The 21,786-nt window shown below is 59.3% G+C and carries 23 protein-coding genes; 7 read left to right on the forward strand and 16 right to left on the reverse strand.

All coding sequences use genetic code 11. The features are described from left to right. Positions 1–35 precede the first annotated feature (35 nt). The gene (locus IIC71_05555) at positions 36–2,438 is read left to right on the forward strand and encodes an arsenate reductase (azurin) large subunit (protein ID MCH7668655.1); all 2,403 of its coding nucleotides are present in this window, start codon (positions 36–38) and stop codon (positions 2,436–2,438) included. Between the two features lie 131 nt (positions 2,439–2,569). Here the strand turns inward: IIC71_05555 and IIC71_05560 are convergent, their stop codons facing one another. From IIC71_05560 to trpS, 6 genes are all read right to left on the reverse strand, one after another. Next, the gene (locus IIC71_05560; protein MCH7668656.1) at positions 2,570–3,139 is read right to left on the reverse strand and encodes a hypothetical protein; all 570 of its coding nucleotides are present in this window, start codon (positions 3,137–3,139) and stop codon (positions 2,570–2,572) included. A gap of 290 nt (positions 3,140–3,429) precedes the next feature. After that, a complete protein-coding gene (locus tag IIC71_05565) occupies positions 3,430–3,843 on the reverse strand; it encodes a VOC family protein (protein ID MCH7668657.1) in 414 nt (137 codons plus the stop codon). 2 nt (positions 3,844–3,845) lie between these two features. Further along, positions 3,846–5,417, reverse strand: coding sequence for a glutamine-hydrolyzing GMP synthase (guaA, locus tag IIC71_05570; GenBank protein ID MCH7668658.1), 1,572 nt, complete (start codon positions 5,415–5,417; stop codon positions 3,846–3,848). After that, the gene (locus IIC71_05575; protein MCH7668659.1) at positions 5,414–6,571 is read right to left on the reverse strand and encodes a GuaB3 family IMP dehydrogenase-related protein; all 1,158 of its coding nucleotides are present in this window, start codon (positions 6,569–6,571) and stop codon (positions 5,414–5,416) included. The genes guaA and IIC71_05575 overlap by 4 nt, the downstream gene beginning before the upstream one ends. A 144-nt stretch (positions 6,572–6,715) precedes the next feature. After that, the gene (locus IIC71_05580) at positions 6,716–7,162 is read right to left on the reverse strand and encodes a hypothetical protein (protein ID MCH7668660.1); all 447 of its coding nucleotides are present in this window, start codon (positions 7,160–7,162) and stop codon (positions 6,716–6,718) included. A 247-nt stretch (positions 7,163–7,409) separates the two neighbouring features. Next, entirely contained in the window at positions 7,410–8,396 is a 987-nt protein-coding gene (gene trpS / locus IIC71_05585) for a tryptophan--tRNA ligase (GenBank protein MCH7668661.1), read from the reverse strand. 311 nt (positions 8,397–8,707) lie between these two features. Between trpS and IIC71_05590 the strand changes: the two genes are divergently transcribed. The 3 genes from IIC71_05590 (at position 8,708) to IIC71_05600 (ending at position 12,373) form a co-directional block, all read left to right on the forward strand. Next, positions 8,708–9,094 (forward strand): acyltransferase, encoded by a 387-nt coding sequence (locus tag IIC71_05590; protein ID MCH7668662.1) that lies wholly within the window; start codon positions 8,708–8,710, stop codon positions 9,092–9,094. A gap of 18 nt (positions 9,095–9,112) precedes the next feature. Then, complete coding sequence (locus IIC71_05595; protein MCH7668663.1) at positions 9,113–10,615, forward strand: acyltransferase; 1,503 nt, start codon at positions 9,113–9,115, stop codon at positions 10,613–10,615. Positions 10,616–10,795: 180 nt separating this feature from the next. Continuing rightward, positions 10,796–12,373 carry a citramalate synthase gene (locus tag IIC71_05600; GenBank protein MCH7668664.1) on the forward strand — a complete coding sequence of 526 codons (1,578 nt, stop codon included), beginning with the start codon at positions 10,796–10,798 and terminating at the stop codon, positions 12,371–12,373. Between the two features lie 41 nt (positions 12,374–12,414). On the opposite strand, the gene IIC71_05605 is transcribed toward IIC71_05600, so the two are convergent. Continuing rightward, a complete protein-coding gene (locus tag IIC71_05605) occupies positions 12,415–13,245 on the reverse strand; it encodes an SDR family NAD(P)-dependent oxidoreductase (GenBank protein ID MCH7668665.1) in 831 nt (276 codons plus the stop codon). A 3-nt stretch (positions 13,246–13,248) separates the two neighbouring features. Beyond that, positions 13,249–13,809 carry a CoA pyrophosphatase gene (locus IIC71_05610; GenBank protein ID MCH7668666.1) on the reverse strand — a complete coding sequence of 187 codons (561 nt, stop codon included), beginning with the start codon at positions 13,807–13,809 and terminating at the stop codon, positions 13,249–13,251. A 31-nt stretch (positions 13,810–13,840) separates the two neighbouring features. Here IIC71_05610 and IIC71_05615 point away from each other — a divergent pair, with 31 nt between their 5' ends. The 3 genes from IIC71_05615 (at position 13,841) to IIC71_05625 (ending at position 15,456) form a co-directional block, all read left to right on the forward strand. Further along, positions 13,841–14,431 (forward strand): GNAT family N-acetyltransferase, encoded by a 591-nt coding sequence (locus IIC71_05615; GenBank protein MCH7668667.1) that lies wholly within the window; start codon positions 13,841–13,843, stop codon positions 14,429–14,431. A gap of 65 nt (positions 14,432–14,496) precedes the next feature. Further along, complete coding sequence (locus IIC71_05620) at positions 14,497–15,246, forward strand: GerMN domain-containing protein (protein ID MCH7668668.1); 750 nt, start codon at positions 14,497–14,499, stop codon at positions 15,244–15,246. Between the two features lie 3 nt (positions 15,247–15,249). After that, positions 15,250–15,456: a hypothetical protein gene (locus IIC71_05625; GenBank protein ID MCH7668669.1), complete on the forward strand. Its 207-nt coding sequence runs from the start codon at positions 15,250–15,252 to the stop codon at positions 15,454–15,456. Between the two features lie 175 nt (positions 15,457–15,631). On the opposite strand, the gene IIC71_05630 is transcribed toward IIC71_05625, so the two are convergent. The 8 genes from IIC71_05630 to IIC71_05665 all read right to left on the reverse strand — a co-directional run bounded on the left by IIC71_05630 (position 15,632) and on the right by IIC71_05665 (position 21,652). Beyond that, positions 15,632–16,075, reverse strand: a complete 444-nt coding sequence (locus IIC71_05630) for a hypothetical protein (GenBank protein ID MCH7668670.1) — start codon at positions 16,073–16,075, stop codon at positions 15,632–15,634. 182 nt (positions 16,076–16,257) lie between these two features. Then, positions 16,258–17,895: a chaperonin GroEL gene (groL, locus tag IIC71_05635; GenBank protein ID MCH7668671.1), complete on the reverse strand. Its 1,638-nt coding sequence runs from the start codon at positions 17,893–17,895 to the stop codon at positions 16,258–16,260. Between the two features lie 15 nt (positions 17,896–17,910). Further along, complete coding sequence (gene groES, locus IIC71_05640; protein MCH7668672.1) at positions 17,911–18,198, reverse strand: co-chaperone GroES; 288 nt, start codon at positions 18,196–18,198, stop codon at positions 17,911–17,913. A gap of 113 nt (positions 18,199–18,311) precedes the next feature. Beyond that, entirely contained in the window at positions 18,312–19,322 is a 1,011-nt protein-coding gene (gene tsaD / locus IIC71_05645; GenBank protein ID MCH7668673.1) for a tRNA (adenosine(37)-N6)-threonylcarbamoyltransferase complex transferase subunit TsaD, read from the reverse strand. Continuing rightward, positions 19,319–19,819: a ribosomal protein S18-alanine N-acetyltransferase gene (gene rimI, locus IIC71_05650; GenBank protein MCH7668674.1), complete on the reverse strand. Its 501-nt coding sequence runs from the start codon at positions 19,817–19,819 to the stop codon at positions 19,319–19,321. Before rimI ends, tsaD begins: the two co-directional genes overlap by 4 nt. Further along, positions 19,816–20,535, reverse strand: coding sequence for a tRNA (adenosine(37)-N6)-threonylcarbamoyltransferase complex dimerization subunit type 1 TsaB (tsaB, locus tag IIC71_05655; protein ID MCH7668675.1), 720 nt, complete (start codon positions 20,533–20,535; stop codon positions 19,816–19,818). Before tsaB ends, rimI begins: the two co-directional genes overlap by 4 nt. Then, positions 20,532–20,993, reverse strand: a complete 462-nt coding sequence (tsaE, locus tag IIC71_05660) for a tRNA (adenosine(37)-N6)-threonylcarbamoyltransferase complex ATPase subunit type 1 TsaE (GenBank protein MCH7668676.1) — start codon at positions 20,991–20,993, stop codon at positions 20,532–20,534. Before tsaE ends, tsaB begins: the two co-directional genes overlap by 4 nt. Beyond that, positions 20,990–21,652, reverse strand: coding sequence for a uracil-DNA glycosylase (locus IIC71_05665; GenBank protein MCH7668677.1), 663 nt, complete (start codon positions 21,650–21,652; stop codon positions 20,990–20,992). The genes tsaE and IIC71_05665 overlap by 4 nt, the downstream gene beginning before the upstream one ends. Positions 21,653–21,786: the final 134 nt, after the last annotated feature.

Consider the following 21,786-nt stretch of genomic DNA (forward strand, 5'->3'; position numbering starts at 1 on the left):
CTGAAATCAAACAGATCTGCTGCGAGTATTGCCCCGTGGCCTGCGGGTACAAGGTCCTGATGTGGCCCGTCGGCACCCAGGGAGGCACCGCGGCAGCTGACAACGCGCTTAGCGTAGATCTGCCAACCACGCCGCTGTCGGGCCGCTGGGTGTCCGAGAACATGCACACAGTGGTGGAGATCGACGGTGTTGCAACGAACGTAATCATTATGCCTGACTACGATATCGAAGCGGTCAATCTTGGCGGCACCCACTCGGTTCGCGGTGGTGCGCTGGCACAGAAACTGTACCGCGCTGACGGCCCAACATCCGACCGCTACAAGACGCCCCTGCTCAAGGTGAACGGCAGCCATGTACCTATTTCATGGGAGATGGCGACCGACCTCGTCGCTGAACTCTCCAAGTACACCTTAGAGACGTGGGACGAGCTCTCCTGGGGGATCAAAATCTACTCGTACCAGTTCTACGAGAATGTCTTTGCGGCGTCCAAACTTGGTCTCGGTATGATCGGCACGCCAAACTGGTCGCCGCATCACGCTCCCGCTGAGGGGGATGATGTGCCGGGGCTTTCCGACTGTGGACTCGACGCGTTCGGATCCGCGTTCGCCGATGATAAAGACGCGGACGTGATCTTCATCGCGGGTTCCGACCCATACGAAACGAAAACCATTCGGTTCACAACTTGGCAGGCGGCTGGAGGCGCGACACTCATCTATGTCGACCCACGCAAAACATTCACCGCAAACTACGCAGAAAACCACGGCGGTCTCCATCTCCAGATCAAGCCAGGGACTGACACCGTTCTCTACAGCGCTCTCGTGAAGTACATCATCGACCAGGGATGGGAAGACGCACAGTTCGTCGCCAATTACATCGCATCAACAGACGAGGTTGAGGCGGAAAGCAAGTGGCGTCGCGCACGCTTCGGGCGTTCATTCGACGGCATCAAAAGAGACCTAGCAGCCCAGCCCGCGTTTGAACTTGAGCGGGCGTCTGAGATCACCGGCGTGCCGATCGAAAAACTGAAGCGGGCGGCCGAACTGCTTACCGGAGGCGGTGGCGAGCGGCCCAAGGCGATGGTGCTCTTCGAAAAAGGAGTGTACTGGTCGCACAACTACGAAAACACCGCCGCGATCGGCAACCTCGGCCTTGTGCTCGGTGCGGTTGGACGATCTGGACGTGCGACCGGTCGCATGGGCGGTCACCAGCGTGGCGGCCAAAAGGCAGCCGGCTACCCATTAGACAAGTCACCGCATTTCTTTGAAAAACCTGAGCAGCCGGTCGAGATGGACACCGAACGTTGGCTGTACGAGGGCAAGACCCGCTTCCGCTGGATTATCGGCACCAACTGGCTCGGAGCGATGGGGGCCTCCCAGGACATGCGCCGCCGCGTCATCGAGCTGACCAGCATTGGGGATGCTGTCGATTCGACCGACTACGAGCGCACGCTGCGTCAGTTGCAGGACCGAATGGACAAGGGTGGCACGGTGATCGTGCACCAGGAGGCCTACCCAAACGGCTCGACCGGCGTAGCCGACATCATCCTGCCAGCCGCAACCTGGGGTGAAGATACCTTTACCCGTAACAACGCCGAGCGCCGTCTTCGGCTCTACGAGAAGATCATGAGCCCACCAGGGGACGCCAAGCCTGATTGGCAAATCTTTGCCATCGTCGCCAAGAAGATGGGATTCGAAGGCTTCGATTGGAAGGACACCAATGAGATTTTCGAAGAAGCAGCGCCGAAGTCGGTAGGAGGGCGCCGCGATTTCGTGGAGTTGGTTAAGAAGGCACAGGCTGACGGGGTACGCGGACACGATCTTCTCAAGACCTTCGGCACCACTGGCATTCAAACGCCAATCAAGAATGAGGGTGGCAAGCTGGTTGGAACCGTGCGGCTTCACGCGGACCTGAAATTCAAGACCGACTCTAAAAAGGCGAACTTCGTCTTTCCGGATTGGGATGCGGTGAACGTTCGCAACGACCTGCTCAAGCCACTTGCGGACCAAGTATGGGTCCTAAATGGTCGAGTCAACGCACTGTGGAACAACATGTCGGACTTCACTCGACGCGAGCTTTCCACGGAACGATGGCCGTCAAATTTTCTCGAGATAAATCCAGACGATGCCAAGGACTGGGGAATCGAGTCTGGCGACATGCTGAGCATTACGTCAGACAACGTTCTCAGCCCCGTTGGCGAGAGGGTTCGCGGGTCCTTCACCGCGGTGGCATACGTGTCGGATATCGTTCCTCCAGGTGTGACGTTCTCCTACATGAACTTCCCTGGCAGCGAAACAAACGCCATCACATCTGCAGACTCCAGTTTGCAACCACTGAACCTGAGACTCAACTTCAAGCTCGGCGCCGGAACCATCAAGAAAATCGGCACGACCGACCTCAAGGAAACTATGTCACTTGCTCCGAGAAACCTCGCTCCATAAGTTCGACTACCCAACACACTCCGGTGCCCACCGGACCACTTAGAAGACCCTTGCTGTGATGGGGGATCATGCCGGAACGGTCACCCGCTCGGTACGCAGAAACTTGAAAAACGACCAGGTGGCGAGCGCCGTCAGCACATGCCAAACGGCGTGAGCTTGGAGGATTGAGTCTGGGTCGCAAAGCCGACTATCTGGAACACCGGTTGTCCATATCGCATACCCGACCATGAAAGACGCGAACCCTGCCCAGTACCACGGCGAGTAGGCACGGCGTGAGTCGGGGGAGTTTCTAGCAAACAACGCCGGCAGCCAGAGGAGCACGACCCACCAGTACCGTCCAATCTCGCCGACAATGCGATCGACAGCCCGAAGAGATCGAGGCCGATGCCGAGGTCAGAGCCGAACACCCAGTATCCGACCGCAAACGTTATCAGGACCGAACCGTACACGACGAAAAATCTGCGGTCGTTCCACCGGCCGAGAATTGCGAGGTTGACGATCCAGGGAATGAGGATGTAGATAATCATCGAGAGGTTGTCGAGCCAGGACCCAAAGAAGGTGTGACTTCCATGCATGACCATCGACCCCGACCCGAGGAACACCACAGCTCCAGCATAAACCAGGGCCGTCGGCCGGTTCCCGATGAATCTGTTCGTCGGGCTCTTGCGGAAAATCTCGTCGCGAGCAAGAACGACAAACATGGAAGGCCCGCAACGACGAACCCGAGATTTCCTAGGGTGTTCGACGGCTCTCGCAGCAGTCCGCCACTTACTCGTTCGCACCAGCGAGAGACCTCCCCGATCGCCTGCTCGTTGGCAGCGGGTGTCCACCACCCGATCACACCACCGCCAACAAAGAGGACCGCAAAACCACCGACGCCCCAGAGCGCGTAAGTGAGGAATCGGTACGGATGATCCATCGTCAGATAGTAAGCAGGTACCGACGCTGGTTAGGTGTCGACGGGTAGGTTTGTGCGCGCAACGAAGCGCCTCTACGAAACGAACACCTCGTCGGCATCGGTAAACGTCTTGAACTCGATGCCGTTGCCCGACGGGTCCTGGATGAACATCGTTGCCTGCTCCCCTGGTTTGCCCTCGTAGCGCACCGTTGGCGGGATCAAGAACTCAACACCGTGCAAACTGATTCGCTCGCGCAACGCGTCCCACGATTGACGATCGAGCAGCGCACCAAGATGCCGCAGCGGAACGTCGATGCCGTCCACCTCAGTGGTCGTCCGAGGCTCCACAACATCGGTGACATGCCCAGAGATCTGGTTGCCGAAGAAGTCAATGTCGATCCAATGATCGCTCTCTCGGCCGATCTGGCACCCCAGAACATCGCGGTAGAACGTACGCGCCGACTCGATTTCCCTTATCGGAAAGGCAAGATGAAACGGTGCTTTCATGGTCACTCCCATTCGATTGTACCCGGCGGTTTTGATGTGATGTCGTAGGTAACGCGGTTGATGCCGGGAACTTCGTTGATCACCCGTGAAGACATTCGCTCGAGAACATCAAAGGGGATGCGCGCCCAATCCGCTGTCATGGCGTCCTCACTGGTCACCGCCCTGATGATCAACGGATACGCATACGTGCGTTGGTCTCCCTGGACGCCGACCGACCTGATCGCCGGCAGGACGGCAAAGGACTGCCACAGCTCGTCGTACAGGCCGGCGCGACGAACTTCTTCGAGCACGATGGCGTCTGCTGCACGCAGAATTTCAAGCCTCTCCCGCGTCACCTCGCCAATGATCCGGACACCAAGACCGGGTCCGGGGAACGGTTGGCGTTGCACAATCTCTTCCGGAAGACCAAGCTCTACGCCGATCGCTCTTACTTCGTCCTTGAACAAGTCACGCAGCGGCTCGATGAGTTCGAAGTCCATGTCGTCGGGCAGCCCGCCAACATTGTGGTGTGACTTGATCTTGGCGGCATCCTTCGTACCGGACTCGATGACATCGGGATACAGCGTGCCCTGGACCAGAAACTTTGCATCGTCGATGTCTTTGGCAACCTCTTCGAAGACACGTATGAACGTCTCTCCGATTGCCTTACGCTTTTCCTCCGGATCGGTGACCCCGACGAGCTTGTCGAGGAAGCGGTCGGCGGCTTTCACGTGGATCAGGTTCATGTGAAACGTCGCCCGAAACGTCTCTTCGATCTGGTCGGATTCCCCCTGGCGCATGAGACCGGTATCGACGAAGACGCACGTCAACTGATCACCAATAGCCTTGTGCACGAGCGCAGCTGCCACCGCAGAGTCGACTCCGCCGGATAGGGCGCAAATGACTTGCGCGTCGCCAACCGCTGAACGCACAGCCGCAACGGACTTCTCGATGATGCCGACGTGGGTCCAGTTCGGACGGGCGCGGCAGATGTCGTGCAGAAAGTGCTTGAACATCTCCTGCCCACGAGGAGTGTGACCTACCTCGGGGTGAAACTGGACCCCGTAGAGACGGCGGTCACGGTCCTCCATCGCCGCCACCGGCGAGTCAGAAGTCGACGCAACCACCGAGAAGCCCTCGGGCGGCGTGACGACTGCGTCGCGATGACTCATCCAGACGTCCTGGGTATCCGGCATGTCGCGAAACATTTGCGACGACCCGGATAACACCAACTCCGTGCGGCCGTATTCGGCGACACCGTTGCTCGCGACATCTCCACCAAGAGCCTGCGCGATCACCTGATGGCCGTAACAGATGCCGAGTATCGGGACACCGAGTTCGAGGATTTCGGTGTCGATATCCGGAGCGCCCTCGGCGTACACAGATGCGGGTCCGCCAGAAAGGATGATGCCGATGGCCCCGCGATCGAGCACTTCCTTGGCGCTGATGTCCCGCGGGACGATCTCGGAGAACACGTGAACCTCGCGCACGCGCCTCGCAATCAGCTGGGCGTACTGGGCACCGAAGTCGAGTACCAGTACTTTGTCAAAATCCCCCGTCGAAGCTTGACCTGCCGGCGTCGCCACGTTCGTCAACCCATGCCGACATGCTGGGTCAACTGGAGACGCTTTCCCTCGGTCTGCAGCGCCGGGGCCACCACGACCTCGGCCTTTTGGAAAGCTTTGACGTTGGCGTACCCAGTTGTCGCCATAGAAACTCGCAAAGCTCCGAACAGGTTACAGCGACCGTCGTTCTCGCTCGCCGGACCGACCAAGATCTCGCGAAGGGTACCGAGGCGGCCAGTTTGGACACGCGTTCCCCGCGGGAGTTCGGGGTGGAACGTTGCCATGCCCCAGTGGTAACCCTGTGCAGGCGCCTCGTCGGCCGAGGTTATCGGTGACCCGAGCATGACCGCGTCGGCGCCGCAGGCGATCGCCTTCGCAACATCGCCGCCGGTACGCATGCCGCCGTCCGCAATGACGTGGACGTAACGGCCGGTCTCTTCGAGGTAGCGGATACGGGCGCCGGCGGCATCGGCAACGGCGGTGGCTTGAGGCACGCCGATCCCGAGCACGCCTCGTGACGTGCACGCAGCGCCGGGTCCGACTCCAACAAGGACGCCGACTGCCCCCGTACGCATCAGGTGGAGTGCGCCTGCGTATGACGCGCAACCGCCCACGATGACGGGGAGCTCCGCACTACCGATGAACTTGAACAGATCGAGCGGGTCGGTACGTGTCGAGACATGCTCTGCTGAAACGACCGTGCCCTGGATGATCAGAAGATCAAGACCGCCGGCGACTGCGTACTCGTAATACTTCGACACATTCTGGGGTGTCAGACCGGCTGCGACCAGCACACCACCATCCTTGATTTCACCGACGCGCTGAGTGATGAGATCGGTGTTTATTTCGGTCTGGTACACCTTCTGGATGACGCGAGTTGCGTCCTCGGGTGAAGCTGCTGCGATCTCCGCGTACGCAGGCATGGGGTCTTCGTAGCGTGTCCACAGACCCTCGAGGTTGAGCACCCCGACCCCGCCTAGCTCGCCGATCAGAATGGCTGTCGATGGTGAAACGGCCGAATCCATTGCGGATGCCATCATCGGCAGATCGAATGTAAAAGCATCGATCTCCCACGAAAGATCGATATCTTCGGGATCCCTGGTGCGGCGCGAAGGGACGATGGCGATGTCGTCAAAACCCCAAGCTCGTCGGCCTGATTTAGCAATGCCGATCTCGATATCCACGAAGATCCTCCAGCTAGCTGTGATGCGCCACAGGCTACCAGCACCTAGCCGCGACGATTCAGCGAGCTTCCGCGATGCGTCGGGTCGTGTCGGCCTCGACTCGACACGCGATTTCCGAATTCAAGATGGCCACGTGGCGCGTTGTCATGGTGTCTTGCCGCGCAACACCACCGCGATATCCGTCCCGATGCTTCCCGGTATGGCGTCCATTCTCTCCTCGAAGGCCGCGCCAAGGGCCTGCTGCAGCGGTTCATAAAGAATCTGTTGTTGGCAACTGCCGGGAAAGAACGCCCTACCGTCCGCTGTGAACGCGAGGACGTATAGCACGGTGTTCGTGCCTACAAACATCTCTGGGTCACCGATCGCGAACCACACCTCGCCGCCAGTGTCGAGCGCCCATTCGACCTCGGGCCAGTACGACCCGTGGATCCAAACTTCTTCAGAGCTCGACTCGCCACCCACCGGTTGTTGGACGATGACCGTGGCTGGCAGGGTGCGGCTACTGTCGTCACTCGCTCGAACGATCCCTCCAACATGCACCCATCCGACCGCCTCCGCCAGGAACTCGATCGCAGGGGCGATTAAGTCCAACGGTTCCGAGCACGGAGAGAACGCAGCGGCGATGTCTGCAATTCCGGCGTTGCGCGGAACAGTCGGGAAGCCCTCCGCGTTTACTCAGATTTCACCGGGTGTCTGCGCACAGCTCGCTGACAGTAAGGCAAGAGATATCGCAGCAACCGCTGCCCGGCGCGGCCTTCGAAACAACCATGTGGTGATCCGAGATCCCGTGTCTGCCTCGACTTCGGCGGGACCGGCATGCGACATCGACACCTCCACGTTAAATGCGGTCGAGACCTACGGCTTGGCGGACTTTTGTTTGATGCGACTCTGCAGCGATTCTGGCGTCGAGGGCTCCCCGGTGCATGATTCGTGCGACCTCGGTGTCGTCGAGCCGCGCATAGGCCGTCCGGATCGGCGCGAGTTCTGCGATCACGGCGTCAGCAACGGCCTGTTTGAACACGCCATACCCCGTACTGCCATACTCGTCAACGAGCGAATCGATCGACGAACCGGTACATGCGGATATGATGTCGAGTAGGTTCGAGATCCCCGGTTTGCTGTCGCGGTCGTAACGCACCTCCGGGTCGGAGTCGGTCACCGCCGACTTGATCTTTTTCGAAATGACGTCGGGCGCATCCAAGAGGAGGATGCGACTCTTTTCGTTGGCGTCCGACTTCGACATCTTCTTTGTCGGGTCGGTGAGCGACATCACCCGCGCAGATGATTCCGGGATGAGCGCCTCGGGAATGTGGAAGACGTCGCCAAACCGATTGTTAAACCGTTCGGCAAGATCACGGGTCATTTCGAGATGCTGACGTTGGTCATCACCGACAGGGACCAAGTTGGCGTTGTAGAGCAGAATGTCTGCCGCCATCAACACGGGATACGAGTACAAGCCAAGGTTCGACCCATCCTTTTCAGCCTTCTCCTTGTGCTGCGTCATCCGATTGAGGACACCGGTCGGTGTCACTGTCCCGAGAATCCACGACAGTTCAGCGTGCTGGGGAACCTGACTTTGGAAGTAAAACATCGATCGCTCAGGATCTATCCCCACGGCCATGAGAACCTTGGCGGCCTCGATGCGCTCCTTCTTGAACTCCGCGGGATCGTACGGCAAGGTGATGGCGTGTAGGTCGACGACGCAATACACGGTGTCGTAGTCGTCCTGGAGAGCGACCCAGTTCTTGAGTGCCCCGAGGTAGTTGCCGATGTGGATGTTCCCGGTCGGTTGCAGCCCCGAGAAGACCTTCTGTCGCGTCTCCACGTCTACTCCTTGATGTTCTGTCGTGCTGGTTGGTAACGAAATAGCGCCGTCGGATTCCTCCGGCGGCGTACATAGTCATGCGCGATGGAGGGATTGCTAAATCCTCTGCCACCACCATTGCATGATCGTCGTATTCATCGAGCAGAGCATACCGGTGCCCACCGAACGAATCAACGCCTCCACGCAACGGCGTCGCTCATAGGACCCGACTGCTCGGACCAGCGGCATGTCCGCCGATACGGGAGTCTCGTGTTGTGAGAGAACTATGACGACAGATGTCGTAACCATCCACCTTCGACAGAGAACCAGCGTTGCAAACCTCAGCTCTCCGTTACGAACCCGGCATCGACGGCATTCGCGCTCTCGCCGTCCTTGCGGTAATCGCCTACCACCTTGGCTGGCTTTCGGCTCCTGGCGGATTCCTCGGGGTTGAGGTCTTCTTCACGATCAGCGGCTTCCTGATCACGTCGATTCTGGTGAGCGAGTTCCGAGACACGGGCCGCATAAACCTTCGCTACTTTTGGAAGCGAAGGGCTCGACGACTCCTCCCGGCGCTGTTCGTGTTCCTCGCATTCACCGCTGCTTATGTCGCCGCGTTCGTGCCATCTGAAGTCGCTCGTGTTCAACGAGAGATCTTCCCTGCGCTTGGGTATGCCACGAACTGGTACTTGATCGGGTACAACGAGTCCTACTTCTAGTCATTCGGGCGGCCTTCGTTGTGGCGCCACCTCTGGTCGCTGGCGATAGAAGAACAGTTCTATATCGGGTTTCCGTTGCTGTTTGTTGTGTTCCGCAAGATTCGCGGGGCGTTGGCGGTCTTTCTTGTTGTTGTTGTCGCGCTCGCCTCGACATGGTGGATGGCCCGGCTAGTTGTCGCGTTCGAAGATCCGTCACGCGTTTACTACGGCACTGACACCCGAGCCGCTGGACTCCTTGTCGGTGTCATACTCGGACTTGCTCGACACCGTATGCCGCTCGCCGAGAGCACCCGACGGTGGCCAGTGGTGTTCGGCGTCGCCGGGCTCGCAACCCTCATATGGCTTGTCGCGACGATGAACGACTTTGAGCCACGTCTGTACCGCGGTGGCTTCTTGATTACGAGCGTGGCAACCGCGTTCGTCATCATCGGTGTTGTCGGCTCGAAGCGACTGCGTGCGATCGTTGGCGCAGCTCCGCTGCGGTGGATTGGGTTGCGGTCCTACAGCCTTTACCTGTGGCACTGGCCGGTGGTCGTCTTCACGCGCCCCCAAGTCGACGTGTTCTGGGATCCCCTCGTTGTCACGGTCGTACGAATCGCCGCGACCTTTGCGCTCGCGGAAGCCTCCTACCGCTGGGTGGAGATGCCAGTGCGAAACGGGAGCCTCGCTGCCTACCGTGACCGCGTTCGGGGTTGGCGCCAGCGCCGCACCACGCACCGTGCATGGCGGGTGGCCGCGACGACGTTGATCGCGGCGTTCTCGTTGCCGATCGCGATCGTACTTGCCTCCCCTGTTCCTGAGAGACCGATCCTCGAACCTGAAGCGGCCGAGGTGTCCGCTGCCACACCAGCCGTTGCCAGCACCACGAGCGCACCCGCCAAAGACGTCGCCATCGGGACCTTGAACCTGAGTCCCGCGACCACCACAACCAGCACCTCACCACCAACGACAGTTGTGCACCGTACGATCGAGCCCGCCACAACGACCGAACAACCTAAGGCCGCACCTGCCTCGATAATTGCCGTAGGCGACTCGGTGATGCTGGGAGCAGCCGAAGAGCTCCAAGCTGCGTTTGGCGATGCAATTGTTGTCGACGCGCTCAAGGCCAGATCGTGGAACGATGGTGTGGAGACGCTGCGGAGACGTTACGCACAAGGCGTTTCAGACGACATCGTGGTGATCCATCTTGGACACAACGGACCCATCAACACTGCAATGCTCGACGAATTGATACAGTCTTCACCCGACGCGGCCCGCATCTACATCCTCACGATCAAGATAGACCGGAGGTGGGAGTCGACCCTCAACACCCTCATCCGAGATCGCGCCGCGTCGGACCCAGTGGTCCGAGTCATCGAATGGAAGTCCCTCGCCGAGTCTGACCGCACACTTTTGGCCCGTGACAACATCCATCTCAGCACGGAAGGCCAGCGCCGATACACCGATCTGGTGGCCACTGTGCTTGGAGATATCTCGTCATGCGCCGCAACGACGACGTGCTCAAACGGCACCGTCGAGTGACAGGTGGTTGACGCTTGTCCAGCTTTCCTGCATACTGACCGCCATGACGAATCACATCGCCCCACCCAGTTTCGAGATTATCACGTAGGCGTACACGCCTTCATATCTGCGTGTACGCACTGACCCTCCGCCAAGCGGGGGGTTTTGTCGTTACCGAACAGACCGAGCACGGAGCAGCACATGACACCCACAATCGAGATCTACGACACGACTCTGCGAGACGGCATCCAGCAAGAGTCGATTTCGCTCACAGCAAGGGACAAGTTGCGAATCGCTGAGCTACTCGACGAGCTTGGCGTTCACTACATCGAGGGTGGATGGCCCGGGGCCAACCCGAAGGAGGACGAGTTCTTTCAGCGGGCGAAGACCGAACTGGACCTCAAGAACGCCACGCTCGTTGCGTTCGGGTCGACCCGTCGCGCAAACACAAGGGCCGAAGACGACGTGGTGCTCAACGCCTTGCTCGAGGCAGAGACCGATGTCGTGTGCATTGTTGGGAAGACGTGGAGCTACCACGTCGAACATGCGCTGCGGGTAGACGAGAAGGAGGCCATTGCCATGGTTGCGGACTCGGTCGGTTACCTCAGGTCGAAAGGTCGTCGGGTGTTCTTCGATGCCGAGCATTTCTTTGACGGGTACCGTGACAACGCCGACTTTGCACTTGCCGTGCTGAAGGAAGCCCACCAAGCCGGAGCCGAGAGACTCGTGCTGTGCGACACCAACGGTGGCTGGTTGGCGCACGAGGTGGAGCGGGTTGTCGGCGATGTCGGTGAACGGCTCGACGATGCAGTACTCGGTGCGCACTTTCACAACGACTCGGGTATGGCCGTTGCGAACAGCCTCATGGCGGTACGGGCTGGGGCAACCCAGGTGCAGGGATGCATCAACGGTTACGGCGAAAGGACAGGGAACGCCGACCTGTGTTCGATTATCCCGAACCTGCAACTCAAGATGGACATGAAGGTCGTCTCAGACGCACAGCTCGCCAAACTCACCTCGATCTCTCACCACATGGCGGAGATCATCAACATCACTCTCGACCCGCAAATCCCCTATGTTGGGGCGTCAGCGTTCACCCACAAGGCGGGTTTGCACACGTCGGCTATTGCGCGGCGCCCGGATGCCTACGAACACCTGCCACCATCGGACGTTGGGAACACGACCCGCGTCGTGGTCTCCGAAATGGCGGGACGCTCAACTGTGCTTGCGAAGGGCAAGGAGTGGGGGATGGATTTGTCAGATGCCGACGCCCAAACGATCGTCGATCGGGTAAAGGAACTCGAGCACGAGGGTTATCAGTTTGAGGCGGCCGACGGTAGCTTCGAACTGCTTATTCGGGACGTGCAAGGCTGGGTGCAACCGTTTTTTGAACTCGAGTCGTATCGAGTGTTCGTTTCAAGCGGCTCGGGGATTGAATCGGAGGCGACAGTGAAGCTCACCGTCGGTGGCGAGCGCCGCGTCGTGACACGAGAGGGTGACGGCCCGGTCAGCGCGCTCGACCGCGCGTTGCGAGCCGCGCTAGTTGACACCTATCCAGAGATCAACAATATTCGGCTCATTGACTACCGGGTCCGCGACCTCGACTCGTCAGACGGGACGAGCGCACGAGTGCGGGTATTGACAACACACAAGATGGGCAACGATTCATGGAGCACCGTCGGTGTTCACACGAACAGCATCAACGCCTCGTGGCAGGCCGTGGTCGAAGGACTGGTCCTCGGGTTGCTCCGCTCCGAACATGATGCGTCTTCGGCTTGACTCGTTCTAGGGACTGTTCGCAACCCGTCGAAACCGCACGCTTACTCCCTTAGCTCAACCGTGGGGTTTCGGCCCTGTTCGATTTCGCGATGGCGCCGCTCAATGTACGGCGCCATGCCGCGATGTGTAAGTACGTAGAACGCGTCTGACTCGACTGCGGCGAGGATCGTGTCGGCAACACTCTCGGCCGTCCTCCCGTGTGCAGTTGCTTCGCGCACCGCCTCCCGAACGCGTGCACCCATCTCGGTGTCCCCGCGCGGGCCACCGGGACGCACCCTGTCGCTATCCGCAATCCCGGTTTGTACCCAGGCCGGGCAAACCACCGTCACACCAACGTTGGCCTCGGCAAGTTGGAGTTCCTGGTACAGCGTCTCTGACAAAGTGACGACACCATGTTTCGCGACGTTATAGGGGGCGGTCCCCGGCGGCGACACGAGACCGGCAACCGACGCGGTGTTCACGACGTAGCCGCCACCTTGTTCGATCATTCGGGGAACAAACGAGTTTATTCCGTGGATCACCCCGTAGAGGTCGATACCGAGCACCCACTCCCAATCATCGAGTGTCGTTTCAAGCACGGATCCGGTTGAGCTCACCCCTGCGTTGTTGAAAATGAGATCGACCGTCGGATACTGAGCGAAAGCAGCGTCAGCCAAGGTTGCAACAGCGTCTTTGTCGCTGACGTCGCATATCTGGGTTGCGGTCAAGGCCGCCATGCCGCCCAATCCCTCGTGCGCCAAGGTCAGAGCGCGTGGGTCGATGTCGGCCATCAGCACGTTGATACCCTTCTCGCACAAAGCCTTGGTCAGCGCCAACCCGATCCCGCTTGCGGCTCCCGTCACAACGGCGGCCATCCCCGATTGAAGTTTCACGACCTATCCTTCCTGACCCATGGTCCCGCCACGCAAAGTCTCGAACAACCGCCGCAACATACCGGCGGTCGCCCCCCAAAGGATTCCCTCTGGAAGTTCCAGAAACCAGATGTCGTACCCGTGCCACTGCTGGCAATGCCAATCAGGCGTTTCCATCAAGAAATCTAGACGCGGGGTCAGGATCGCCGCCACTTCGCGCTCGTCACGTGTCAGCGTCGGACGACCACCGCTGATCCGGCCGATAACCGGGACGATCATCTCTTCCTGGTTACGGGTCCAGAACGGCTCTGAACCGCCGACAACCTCCACCGTTTGCGGGTCGAGACCCACCTCTTCGAACGCCTCTCGCAACGCGGCGTCAACCACGGACTCTCCCGGTGCGAGACGTCCCCCGGGGCACACGATGTCGCCCGGATGCGTTGGCATGTCGTCGGGCCTGCGGGTGAGGATGATGCGGACGTACCCATCGTCGTCCTCGAACAGCGCCACCAACACCGCCGAGCGTGCGTCGGCGCCTTCGTATACCGGGCCGACGTTTTCGACTGCTGACCAGACATCAAGCATCGACGCAGTTTACGACGATAGGCTGTAGCCGATGTTGTCCACCGCTCCGCGATACACCCCCTCCCTCATGTTGCGTCCGTTCCGCCGGCGCGACGTTGGCGCCTTGGAAGAAGCCGTCAACGAGTCCTTGCGTGATCTCAAACCATGGCTGCCGTGGGCCCAGAAAACGTATGGTCGCCACCATGCGCTGCAGTTCATCAAAGAGAGCCTTAATGCATGGAACGGGAACCGTGCGTTCGACTTTTCGATCCGCGGCGCGAGCGACCCGGCTCGCCATCTTGGCAACGCATCGGTGTGGTACACCTCGCACGCTAACCAGAGCGGCGAGATCGGCTACTGGGTGCGTTCCGGAGCGCTTCGTCAGGGAGTGTGCACAGAGGCGACTGCGCGGATACTCCAGGTCGCGTTCGAAGAACTTGAGATGCACAAGATCACCCTACGGATAGCGGTCGGCAACGTTGGATCTGAACGTGTGGCGCACAAACTCGGCTTCCTTAAAGAGGGGATTCTGCGCCATGAGGTGCGAATTGGTGATGACTGGCTCGATCACTCGGTATGGTCGATATTGGCAGAGGAGTGGCCGATCGAGCGCCACCGATACGGTGGCCACGGCTGGGTATGACATTTGCAGCGCATGGCTAGCTTCATGTACAACGTGTTCTTCCCGAGGCGTGGGAAGATACTGGTGTGAACCAAAAAGTCGTCCTCATAACCCAAAGAGTTCTTTTCGCATTCATCGCGGTTGTTTTCATGCTTGTGGCTATCACCACCTTTCAGAAGATTGTCGGAGAAAACGAGTCCGTCGCGATCCGCCCACCAACGACTTCCCCGATCGTATCAACGACAACGACAACGACAACGACAACGACAACGACAACAACACAACCCCCAGCGGTCGTTACGACGACACTTGCGCTTCCCACGACGACGGGGGTGCTAGTGGGTTCATGCACCATGCCTACGCCGGCTGAAGACGGAGGTAGGCTCGTCCGGTTGTACTTCACCTGCGGGTCGCAACCCTTTCCGGCGACAAATACTTCAGTAGTGCGCCGCGTCGAGGCAACCAACCGCTCTTTCACTGCGACACTCACAGAGCTGACAAAGGGACCGACCGAACCCGAGGCATCGTCAGGGTTTCGCTCTTTCTTCAACGAGAACACGTACGGGGCGTTCGATGCCGTGTTCCTCAACAAAGGGCGCGCAACGGTCGAGTTCTCGCGCCCCGTCCTGGATCGCACGCTCACCGAGAGCGAGGCGGCGTTTTTCATCGCAACCGTCAACACCAGCGTGTTCCAATTCAAAACGGTTGATTCGGTGGAGTACCGCATCAGCGGCGATTGCAACGAATTTTGGGAACCGCTCGGGTCACGATGCGTCATTGTGACCCGTGAAAACTGGGAGACACAGGTACGAGATTGGCGCTCTGCAAACGGTTGATCGATGACTAGACACACCACGGTCGCGAAGGGCGCGACTGTTGGCTTCCAACGAGGAGCCGGCCGTAATTCTGCGACAAACGGTCAAGAAGAAATTTCGCTGAAATCGCTTAAGAATCTGCAACCGGACCGACAGACCCTCTGCGAACGGGTAACCCCAAATGGCGAAGCGATATGGATCCGGCTCGGCATCACCACCAATAGCCGATGATTCATTCCCTTCACAAGGAGTTCCGCTAAGGATTCTCCTCGACACGTCGCTTCGTTATGGGTTACCAGCACTTACGAGTGCAGAATGAGGGTGAGGCGTTAAGCCTCACCCTCATTTTCGTCACGATCCGTCTTCCGGCCTCGAGTGGAGCGGAAGTCGCACCGCACCCGCCCTTTCACTGAGGTGCACATGCCTCCCAGCCGCCCACCAGCCATCCTCCAGGGGTCAGATTCGTTCTGACCGTAAGCTTCCACGATCCGAAATCGTCCAAGAATGTCGCAGCGGCCGACTCGCCTACTTTCACTATTTGGTCGAGGTCCAGATCGTGCCAGTCCTGGCGGAGGCGATAATCGCCATCGTTGGCAATCCAATCATCGACAGCCGCGGCAGGGTCGTCGAATCCGCCGCCCTCATAGACCTCAACGCTGTAGTCGAAGATGGCTGCTTCCCGCTCGCCCGTGCACCCCGGTTCGGATCGATCATCCGCGTTCGCGTCCGTAGTCGCTGTCGTTGTCGACGCGACCGCGACGGACCCATCGAGGGCTGCGCCACCGCCACAGGCGTACGCCGCCACCGTAAAGGCCGTTGCCACAATCGCCATCCTGGGCGTCAACACCATGACGCAATTGTATGTTCGTGTTCACAGCTTTTGCCAGCGACTTTCCGCTCTAGCTTCCTGGCATGCGGCACATCGCCAGGCGACCCGCGCGGCTAGCTCCTCCTGCTTTGGCAGGAGGGTCGGTGCAACAAGTTGGGCCCCGGATTGCTCCGGGGCCCAACTTGCATGTCAACAGACATGAGTTACATCATGCCGCCCATGCCACCATCGTGGCCATGGCCGCCGCCAAGCGGCTCATCTTCAGCAACTTCGGCGATGATCGCCTCAGTCGTGATGAGAAGCGACGCAATGGATGCAGCGTTCTGCACCGTTGCACGCGTCACCTTGGCAGGATCGATGATGCCAGACGCCATCAGGTCTTCGTACTCACCGGTGGCAGCGTTGAAGCCGTGTCCGCCTTCCGACTGGAGAACGGTGTTGACAACAACACCACCCTCATAGCCGGCGTTTGCAGCGATCTGACGAATTGGCGCCTCGAGGGCACGACCGATCAAAGCGCGACCGGCCTTCACATCATCGGTGTTGCCACGTAGGCTCGAGATTGCATCGCGCGCACGCAGCAACGCAACACCACCGCCGGGGACGATGCCCTCTTCGATGGCCGCACGGGTTGCCAGGACGGCATCCTCAATACGGTGCTTCTTCTCCTTGGCCTCAACCTCGGTAGCCGCGCCGACCTTGAGGATTGCAACACCACCCGAGAGCTTCGCAAGACGCTCACTGAGCTTCTCACGGTCCCAATCAGAATCGCTGTTCTCGATCTCTTGGCGGATCTGCGCAACACGTGCGTTGACGTCCGCCTTAGTGCCTGCACCATCAACGATGGTGCAGGTGTCCTTCGTGACAACAACCTTGCGGGCACGGCCGAGAAGGTCGACTGTGATGCTGTCGAGCTTGAGCCCGACTTCCTCAGAAATCACGGTCGCACCAGTAAGGATCGCGATGTCTTGCAACATTGCCTTGCGTCGTTCGCCAAACCCTGGGGCCTTCACCGCAACCGACGCGAACGTACCACGCAGGCGGTTCACGACGAGTGTAGCTAGGGCCTCGCCATCGACGTCCTCAGCGAGAACGACGATGGCTTTACCGGTCTGGCTAACCTTTTCGAGAACAGGAAGGAGATCCTGCACAGATGAGATCTTCTGGTTTGCAATGAGGATGTAGGCATCCTCGAGCACGGCCTCTTGGCGCTCCGCATCTGTGATGAAGTACGGAGAGATGTAGCCCTTATCGAACTGCATGCCCTCAGTGATCTCCAGCTCGACGCCAAACGTCTGACTGTCCTCAACCGTGATGACGCCTTCGCCACCGACCTTGGAAAGCGCATCCGCGATCGACTCACCGATTGAGTCGTCTGCAGCAGAGTTGCCCGCAACATAGGCCATTTGATCCTTGTCGTCGGCACTTACCTCTTCGGACATGTCGGCGATTGCACCGACGACCTTCTCAACGGCTTCGTTGATACCAATACGCAGCTCCATCGGATTTGCGCCAGAGGCGACAAGACGGAGACCGTCGCGCACCATTGCCTGGGCAAGCACTGTTGCAGTGGTTGTCCCATCGCCAGCGACCGAGTTGGTCTTGTCGGCGACTTCCTTGGCGAGCTGAGCACCAAGGTTCTCCCAGACATCGTCGAGTTCGATTTCCTTAGCAATGGTCACACCATCGTTGGTAATCGTGGGTGCACCCCACTTCTTCTCGAGAACGACGTTACGGCCCTTTGGACCGAGCGTAACTTTTACGGCGTCGGCAAGTATGTCAACACCAGCTTGGAGACCACGACGGGCTTCCTCGCCAAAACGAATTTCTTTAGTAGCCATGTAGTTAAGTTCCTCCTAACCCAACACAGCAAGTACGTCACGGGCTGAGAGAATCAAGTAATCCTCACCCTCGTACTTGACTTCTGTTCCGCCGTACTTCGAGTAGAAGACGACGTCACCAACACTGACATCGAGCGGGACACGCTCTCCGTCTTCGAAGAGACCTGGGCCGACAGCGAGTACATCACCGAGCTGTGGTTTCTCCTTTGCCGTATCTGGGATGACAATTCCGCTTGCAGTGCGCTGTTCGTCTTCCTCTCGCGGCTGCACGACGATACGATCGCCGAGAGGCTTGAGCTTCATTCCGACTTCCTCCTTCAAGGCTGGACTTAGCAGTCGGGTGCTTTGATTGCTAACGGATCGTAGCAGTCTCCAGACGCGAGTGCTAACTCGTCATGAGGGGAAAAAAGCGCGACTTAGCGACCAATTTTCAGACTTGGATCAACATCGCTGGACCAGGGGGTGAACGCTCCGAGATCGTAGTGATAACGCGCCGCCGCGGCGATCATGGCGCCGTTGTCGGTACACATCTCGGGACTCGGTAGTAGGAGATTCACCCCGCGACGGTCTGCCTCTTCCTTGAGCTTCTGACGAAGACGTCTGTTGGCAAGCACACCTCCACCGCCCGCAACGACCTCGACGCCTGTTGCTTCTACAGCGTTGAACGTCTTGGACACAATCGTGTCAACAATTGCTTCCTGAATCGATGCGCAGACATCTTCGAGCGGAGGGACGGCGTTCTGAGCCTTTGCCTTTTCGAGGAACGTCACAACAGACGTCTTTAGGCCCGAGAAAGAGAAATCGTACGGCCGATCACGCATCGGCCGCGGGAAACGAATTGCGTCGGGGTCGCCGCCGGTGGCGTGCAGGTCGATCGCCGGCCCTCCGGGATAACCCAGGCCCATAAAGCGGGCAAGTTTGTCGAAAGCCTCGCCCGCAGCGTCGTCCAAAGTCTGTCCCATGACGTGGTAGTCCCCCCACGCACGCATGTGCACGATCATTGAGTGACCGCCCGATACGAGCACCACGATCGCCGGCGGTTCGTAGTCGCTGTGCTCAAGTAGGGGCGCGAACAGGTGGCCTTCCATGTGATCGACACCGATCAGCGGTTTCCCAAGCGTCCACGCCATCATCTTCCCGTACGCATAACCCACGGCAAGCGCACCGACAAGACCGGGGCCACGGGTAACGCCGATGACGTCAAGGTCGTCGTGGTGGATGCCGGCCTGGTTGAGAGCCTGGTGCACCAGGGGCCGGATCGCCTCCACATGGGCGCGTGCGGCGACCTCGGGAAGGATCCCGCCGTAACGAGCATGCTCCTCAACCTGGGTGGCCAACACGGAAGACAGCACCTCGTTGCCTGAAAGGACCGCAACCGCGGTCTCGTCGCAGCTCGTCTCGATACCAAGTATGAGCGGCTCCGTCATACGGCCTCCTCTAAGGACTCTCGTATGTCTGCAATACGGGTGGCATAATCTTGAGTGTCTATGTCGATCGCCCACATCACAAGAGCGTCTTCGTCGCGGTAGTAGTCCTTGCGCACCCCGACGGGTGCAAAGCCAAACCGCTCATAGAGCCGACGGGCTGCGCTGTTCGACACGCGGACCTCCAACGTCAGGTGTTTCGCTCCTATGGCCAATGCGCGATCGACAAGGTCGATCATGAGGTGGGTTCCGATGCGCTTTTGTCGTGCTTGCGGGTCGACAGCGACCGTTGTGATGTGAGCGTCGTCTTCCACAATGAGCAACCCCGCATAGGCCACAATGGCGTCATCTGCCACCGCAACAACGTAGGTGCGTGAATCAAGACCGAGTTCGTCAACGAATACCCGCATCGACCACGGCTGCGGATACACCGCTCGCTCGAGCTCGGCAACGACAGGGATGTCGGCGATGACCATCTTGCGAATCTGGACTGCGCTCACGATGGCTCCGATCCTGGCCACACACCCTCGACCCGAAACTCTTTCCACGAGATGTCGGCGTCGACTTCACGCATGTACCGGGGACGAATGTCGTCGACCGTGGAGAACTCCCCCGACTTGGCTTGCAGATTCGCTATCTCAAACACTACGTCCGCGGATGGGTAGCGAGGTCTGCCTTGTTTTGCCCGTTGGATGCGGTCAAGAAATCCGTCCCCGATAGCACCGACGTCGCCGACGACGAGAGTCTCCGCATCGTCGCTCGAAAGCAACGTGTGGAACTCCTCAGCGGACACGACCTGGGCAGGACCATCCGCAACAACACCGCCGGGCACTGGCATGAACGCTTGAGTTGCGACCTGGCGCCTTCGCATGTCAATGACCGGCCATATGCGCCGACGCCCCGTGGCTGCTCGCCACGCGAGTGCCGTCAACGAACCGACCGGGATAATCGGGATCCCGATCGACGCCGCAACCGCTTGGGCAGTTGCGACGCCTATCCGCAGACCGGTGTACGGACCCGGGCCAACGTTGACCGCGACTGCGTCAAGATCGCGAGCGGACCAGCCAACTTGATCGAAGAGCATGTCGATTGCAGGAGCCAGGAACGAAAGGTGGCCAACCCGGTCAACGCGGAGGCTCATCGCAAGAAGCTGGTCGCCGTCACCAAGCGCGACAGATGAGGCCGCAGTGGCCGTGTCGATGGCGAGAATCTTCAAGCCAGCACCTGCTCAATGTTTCGATCCTTCCATGTGCCGCAGGCCTTGAAGTGGACCGTGCGAGCAGTGTCGGATGTGTGCTCAATGTAGATAGTTAGGTGATCGTCTGGAAGACTGGACTCGACAGCCTCTCCCCACTCAATGACCAGAACACCCGGAATGTCGAGAATATCCAGATCGGCGAGTTCCGCCGTGCTGCCGAGACGGTACATGTCGGCGTGTGTCAGTTCGAGGAACCCGTGGTAGTGCTTCACGATGGTGAACGTCGGGCTTGTGATTGGCTCAGAGATCCCCAACCCCTCGGCGATGCCACCGACGAATAGTGTCTTGCCTGCGCCAAGGCGGCCGTTGAGCAAAACCACGTCACCATCGGTCAGTAGCGGCGCGAGCCGACGGCCAATCGCTAATGTCTCGTCTGGCGAAACGCTGTCTATAGAAAATGAGTTACTTTCGTTCAAAAGAGATCTAGCTGCTCGGGACTGACTGATGTCGACTCTTCGACTTCGGAGGCACCGGTCGTGTTGTCAGCAGTATCGTCGAGAATGTCGCGAACGAGGGTAAAATCTTCCTGCATCGCGGCAAGCACCCTGGCAGACCCGCGCAACGCTGCGGCGGGGTGGAACGTCGGCACGAGTTTTCTCCCCCACCACGGGTACGCGTTGCCCCGCAGTCGGGTTATGCCGACGGTGGTGTTGAGCAGCAACTTCGACGAGAAGTTGCCCAGCGTAACGACGACCTTAGGGTCTATCAGAGAGAGCTGCTGACGCAAATACGGCTTACAGGCATCGATTTCTAACGGGCGTGGGTCGCGGTTCCCCGGCGGGCGGCACTTCACGACATTGGCGATGTATACGTCCTCTCTTGCGAGTCCGATCTCACCGAGCAGCGTGTCAAGCAGGGCGCCCGAGCGGCCCACAAACGGTAGTCCCTGCTCGTCCTCGTTCTTGCCAGGCGCCTCTCCCACGATGACGACCGCCGCGTCCGGGTCGCCGGCGCCAAAAACGACATTTGTGCGGGTCGGGGCAAGATCGCAATTGGTGCAGACCGAGGCTTGTTCGGACAGAATTTGCAACTCGGCCGAGCGAATGGCAGCGGGCTGTTTTGTAACAGGGGACATCACCGAACGGTACCAAGCTGGAGACAACATTATTGCGCTTTCTACCCCAGATCTCTGCGTGGACGGGATAAGGAGAGCGAGGAGTCCCTTGCCGGCGCGATGTCCGTTCGTTAGAAGCCGAAACTGCAGATGTC

The sequence above is a fragment of the Acidobacteriota bacterium genome, from assembly GCA_022562055.1.
In the GTDB taxonomy this organism is placed as follows: Bacteria; Actinomycetota; Acidimicrobiia; order Spongiisociales; family UBA5794; genus BMS3BBIN02.

Bases quoted from the DNA above. Each gene is read 5' to 3' on its own strand.
- IIC71_05565 (MCH7668657.1), bottom strand. From the start codon at position 3,843: ATGAAAGCACCGTTTCATCTTGCCTTTCCGATAAGGGAAATCGAGTCG.
- IIC71_05625 (MCH7668669.1), top strand. From the start codon at position 15,250: ATGACTAGACACACCACGGTCGCGAAGGGCGCGACTGTTGGCTTCCAA.
- IIC71_05610 (MCH7668666.1), bottom strand. From the start codon at position 13,809: ATGCTTGATGTCTGGTCAGCAGTCGAAAACGTCGGCCCGGTATACGAA.
- tsaD (MCH7668673.1), bottom strand. From the start codon at position 19,322: ATGACGGAGCCGCTCATACTTGGTATCGAGACGAGCTGCGACGAGACC.
- groES (MCH7668672.1), bottom strand. From the start codon at position 18,198: ATGAAGCTCAAGCCTCTCGGCGATCGTATCGTCGTGCAGCCGCGAGAG.
- IIC71_05600 (MCH7668664.1), top strand. From the start codon at position 10,796: ATGACACCCACAATCGAGATCTACGACACGACTCTGCGAGACGGCATC.
- IIC71_05665 (MCH7668677.1), bottom strand. From the start codon at position 21,652: ATGTCCCCTGTTACAAAACAGCCCGCTGCCATTCGCTCGGCCGAGTTG.
- groL (MCH7668671.1), bottom strand. From the start codon at position 17,895: ATGGCTACTAAAGAAATTCGTTTTGGCGAGGAAGCCCGTCGTGGTCTC.
- IIC71_05560 (MCH7668656.1), bottom strand. From the start codon at position 3,139: ATGTTTGTCGTTCTTGCTCGCGACGAGATTTTCCGCAAGAGCCCGACG.
- IIC71_05630 (MCH7668670.1), bottom strand. From the start codon at position 16,075: ATGGTGTTGACGCCCAGGATGGCGATTGTGGCAACGGCCTTTACGGTG.
- IIC71_05615 (MCH7668667.1), top strand. From the start codon at position 13,841: ATGTTGTCCACCGCTCCGCGATACACCCCCTCCCTCATGTTGCGTCCG.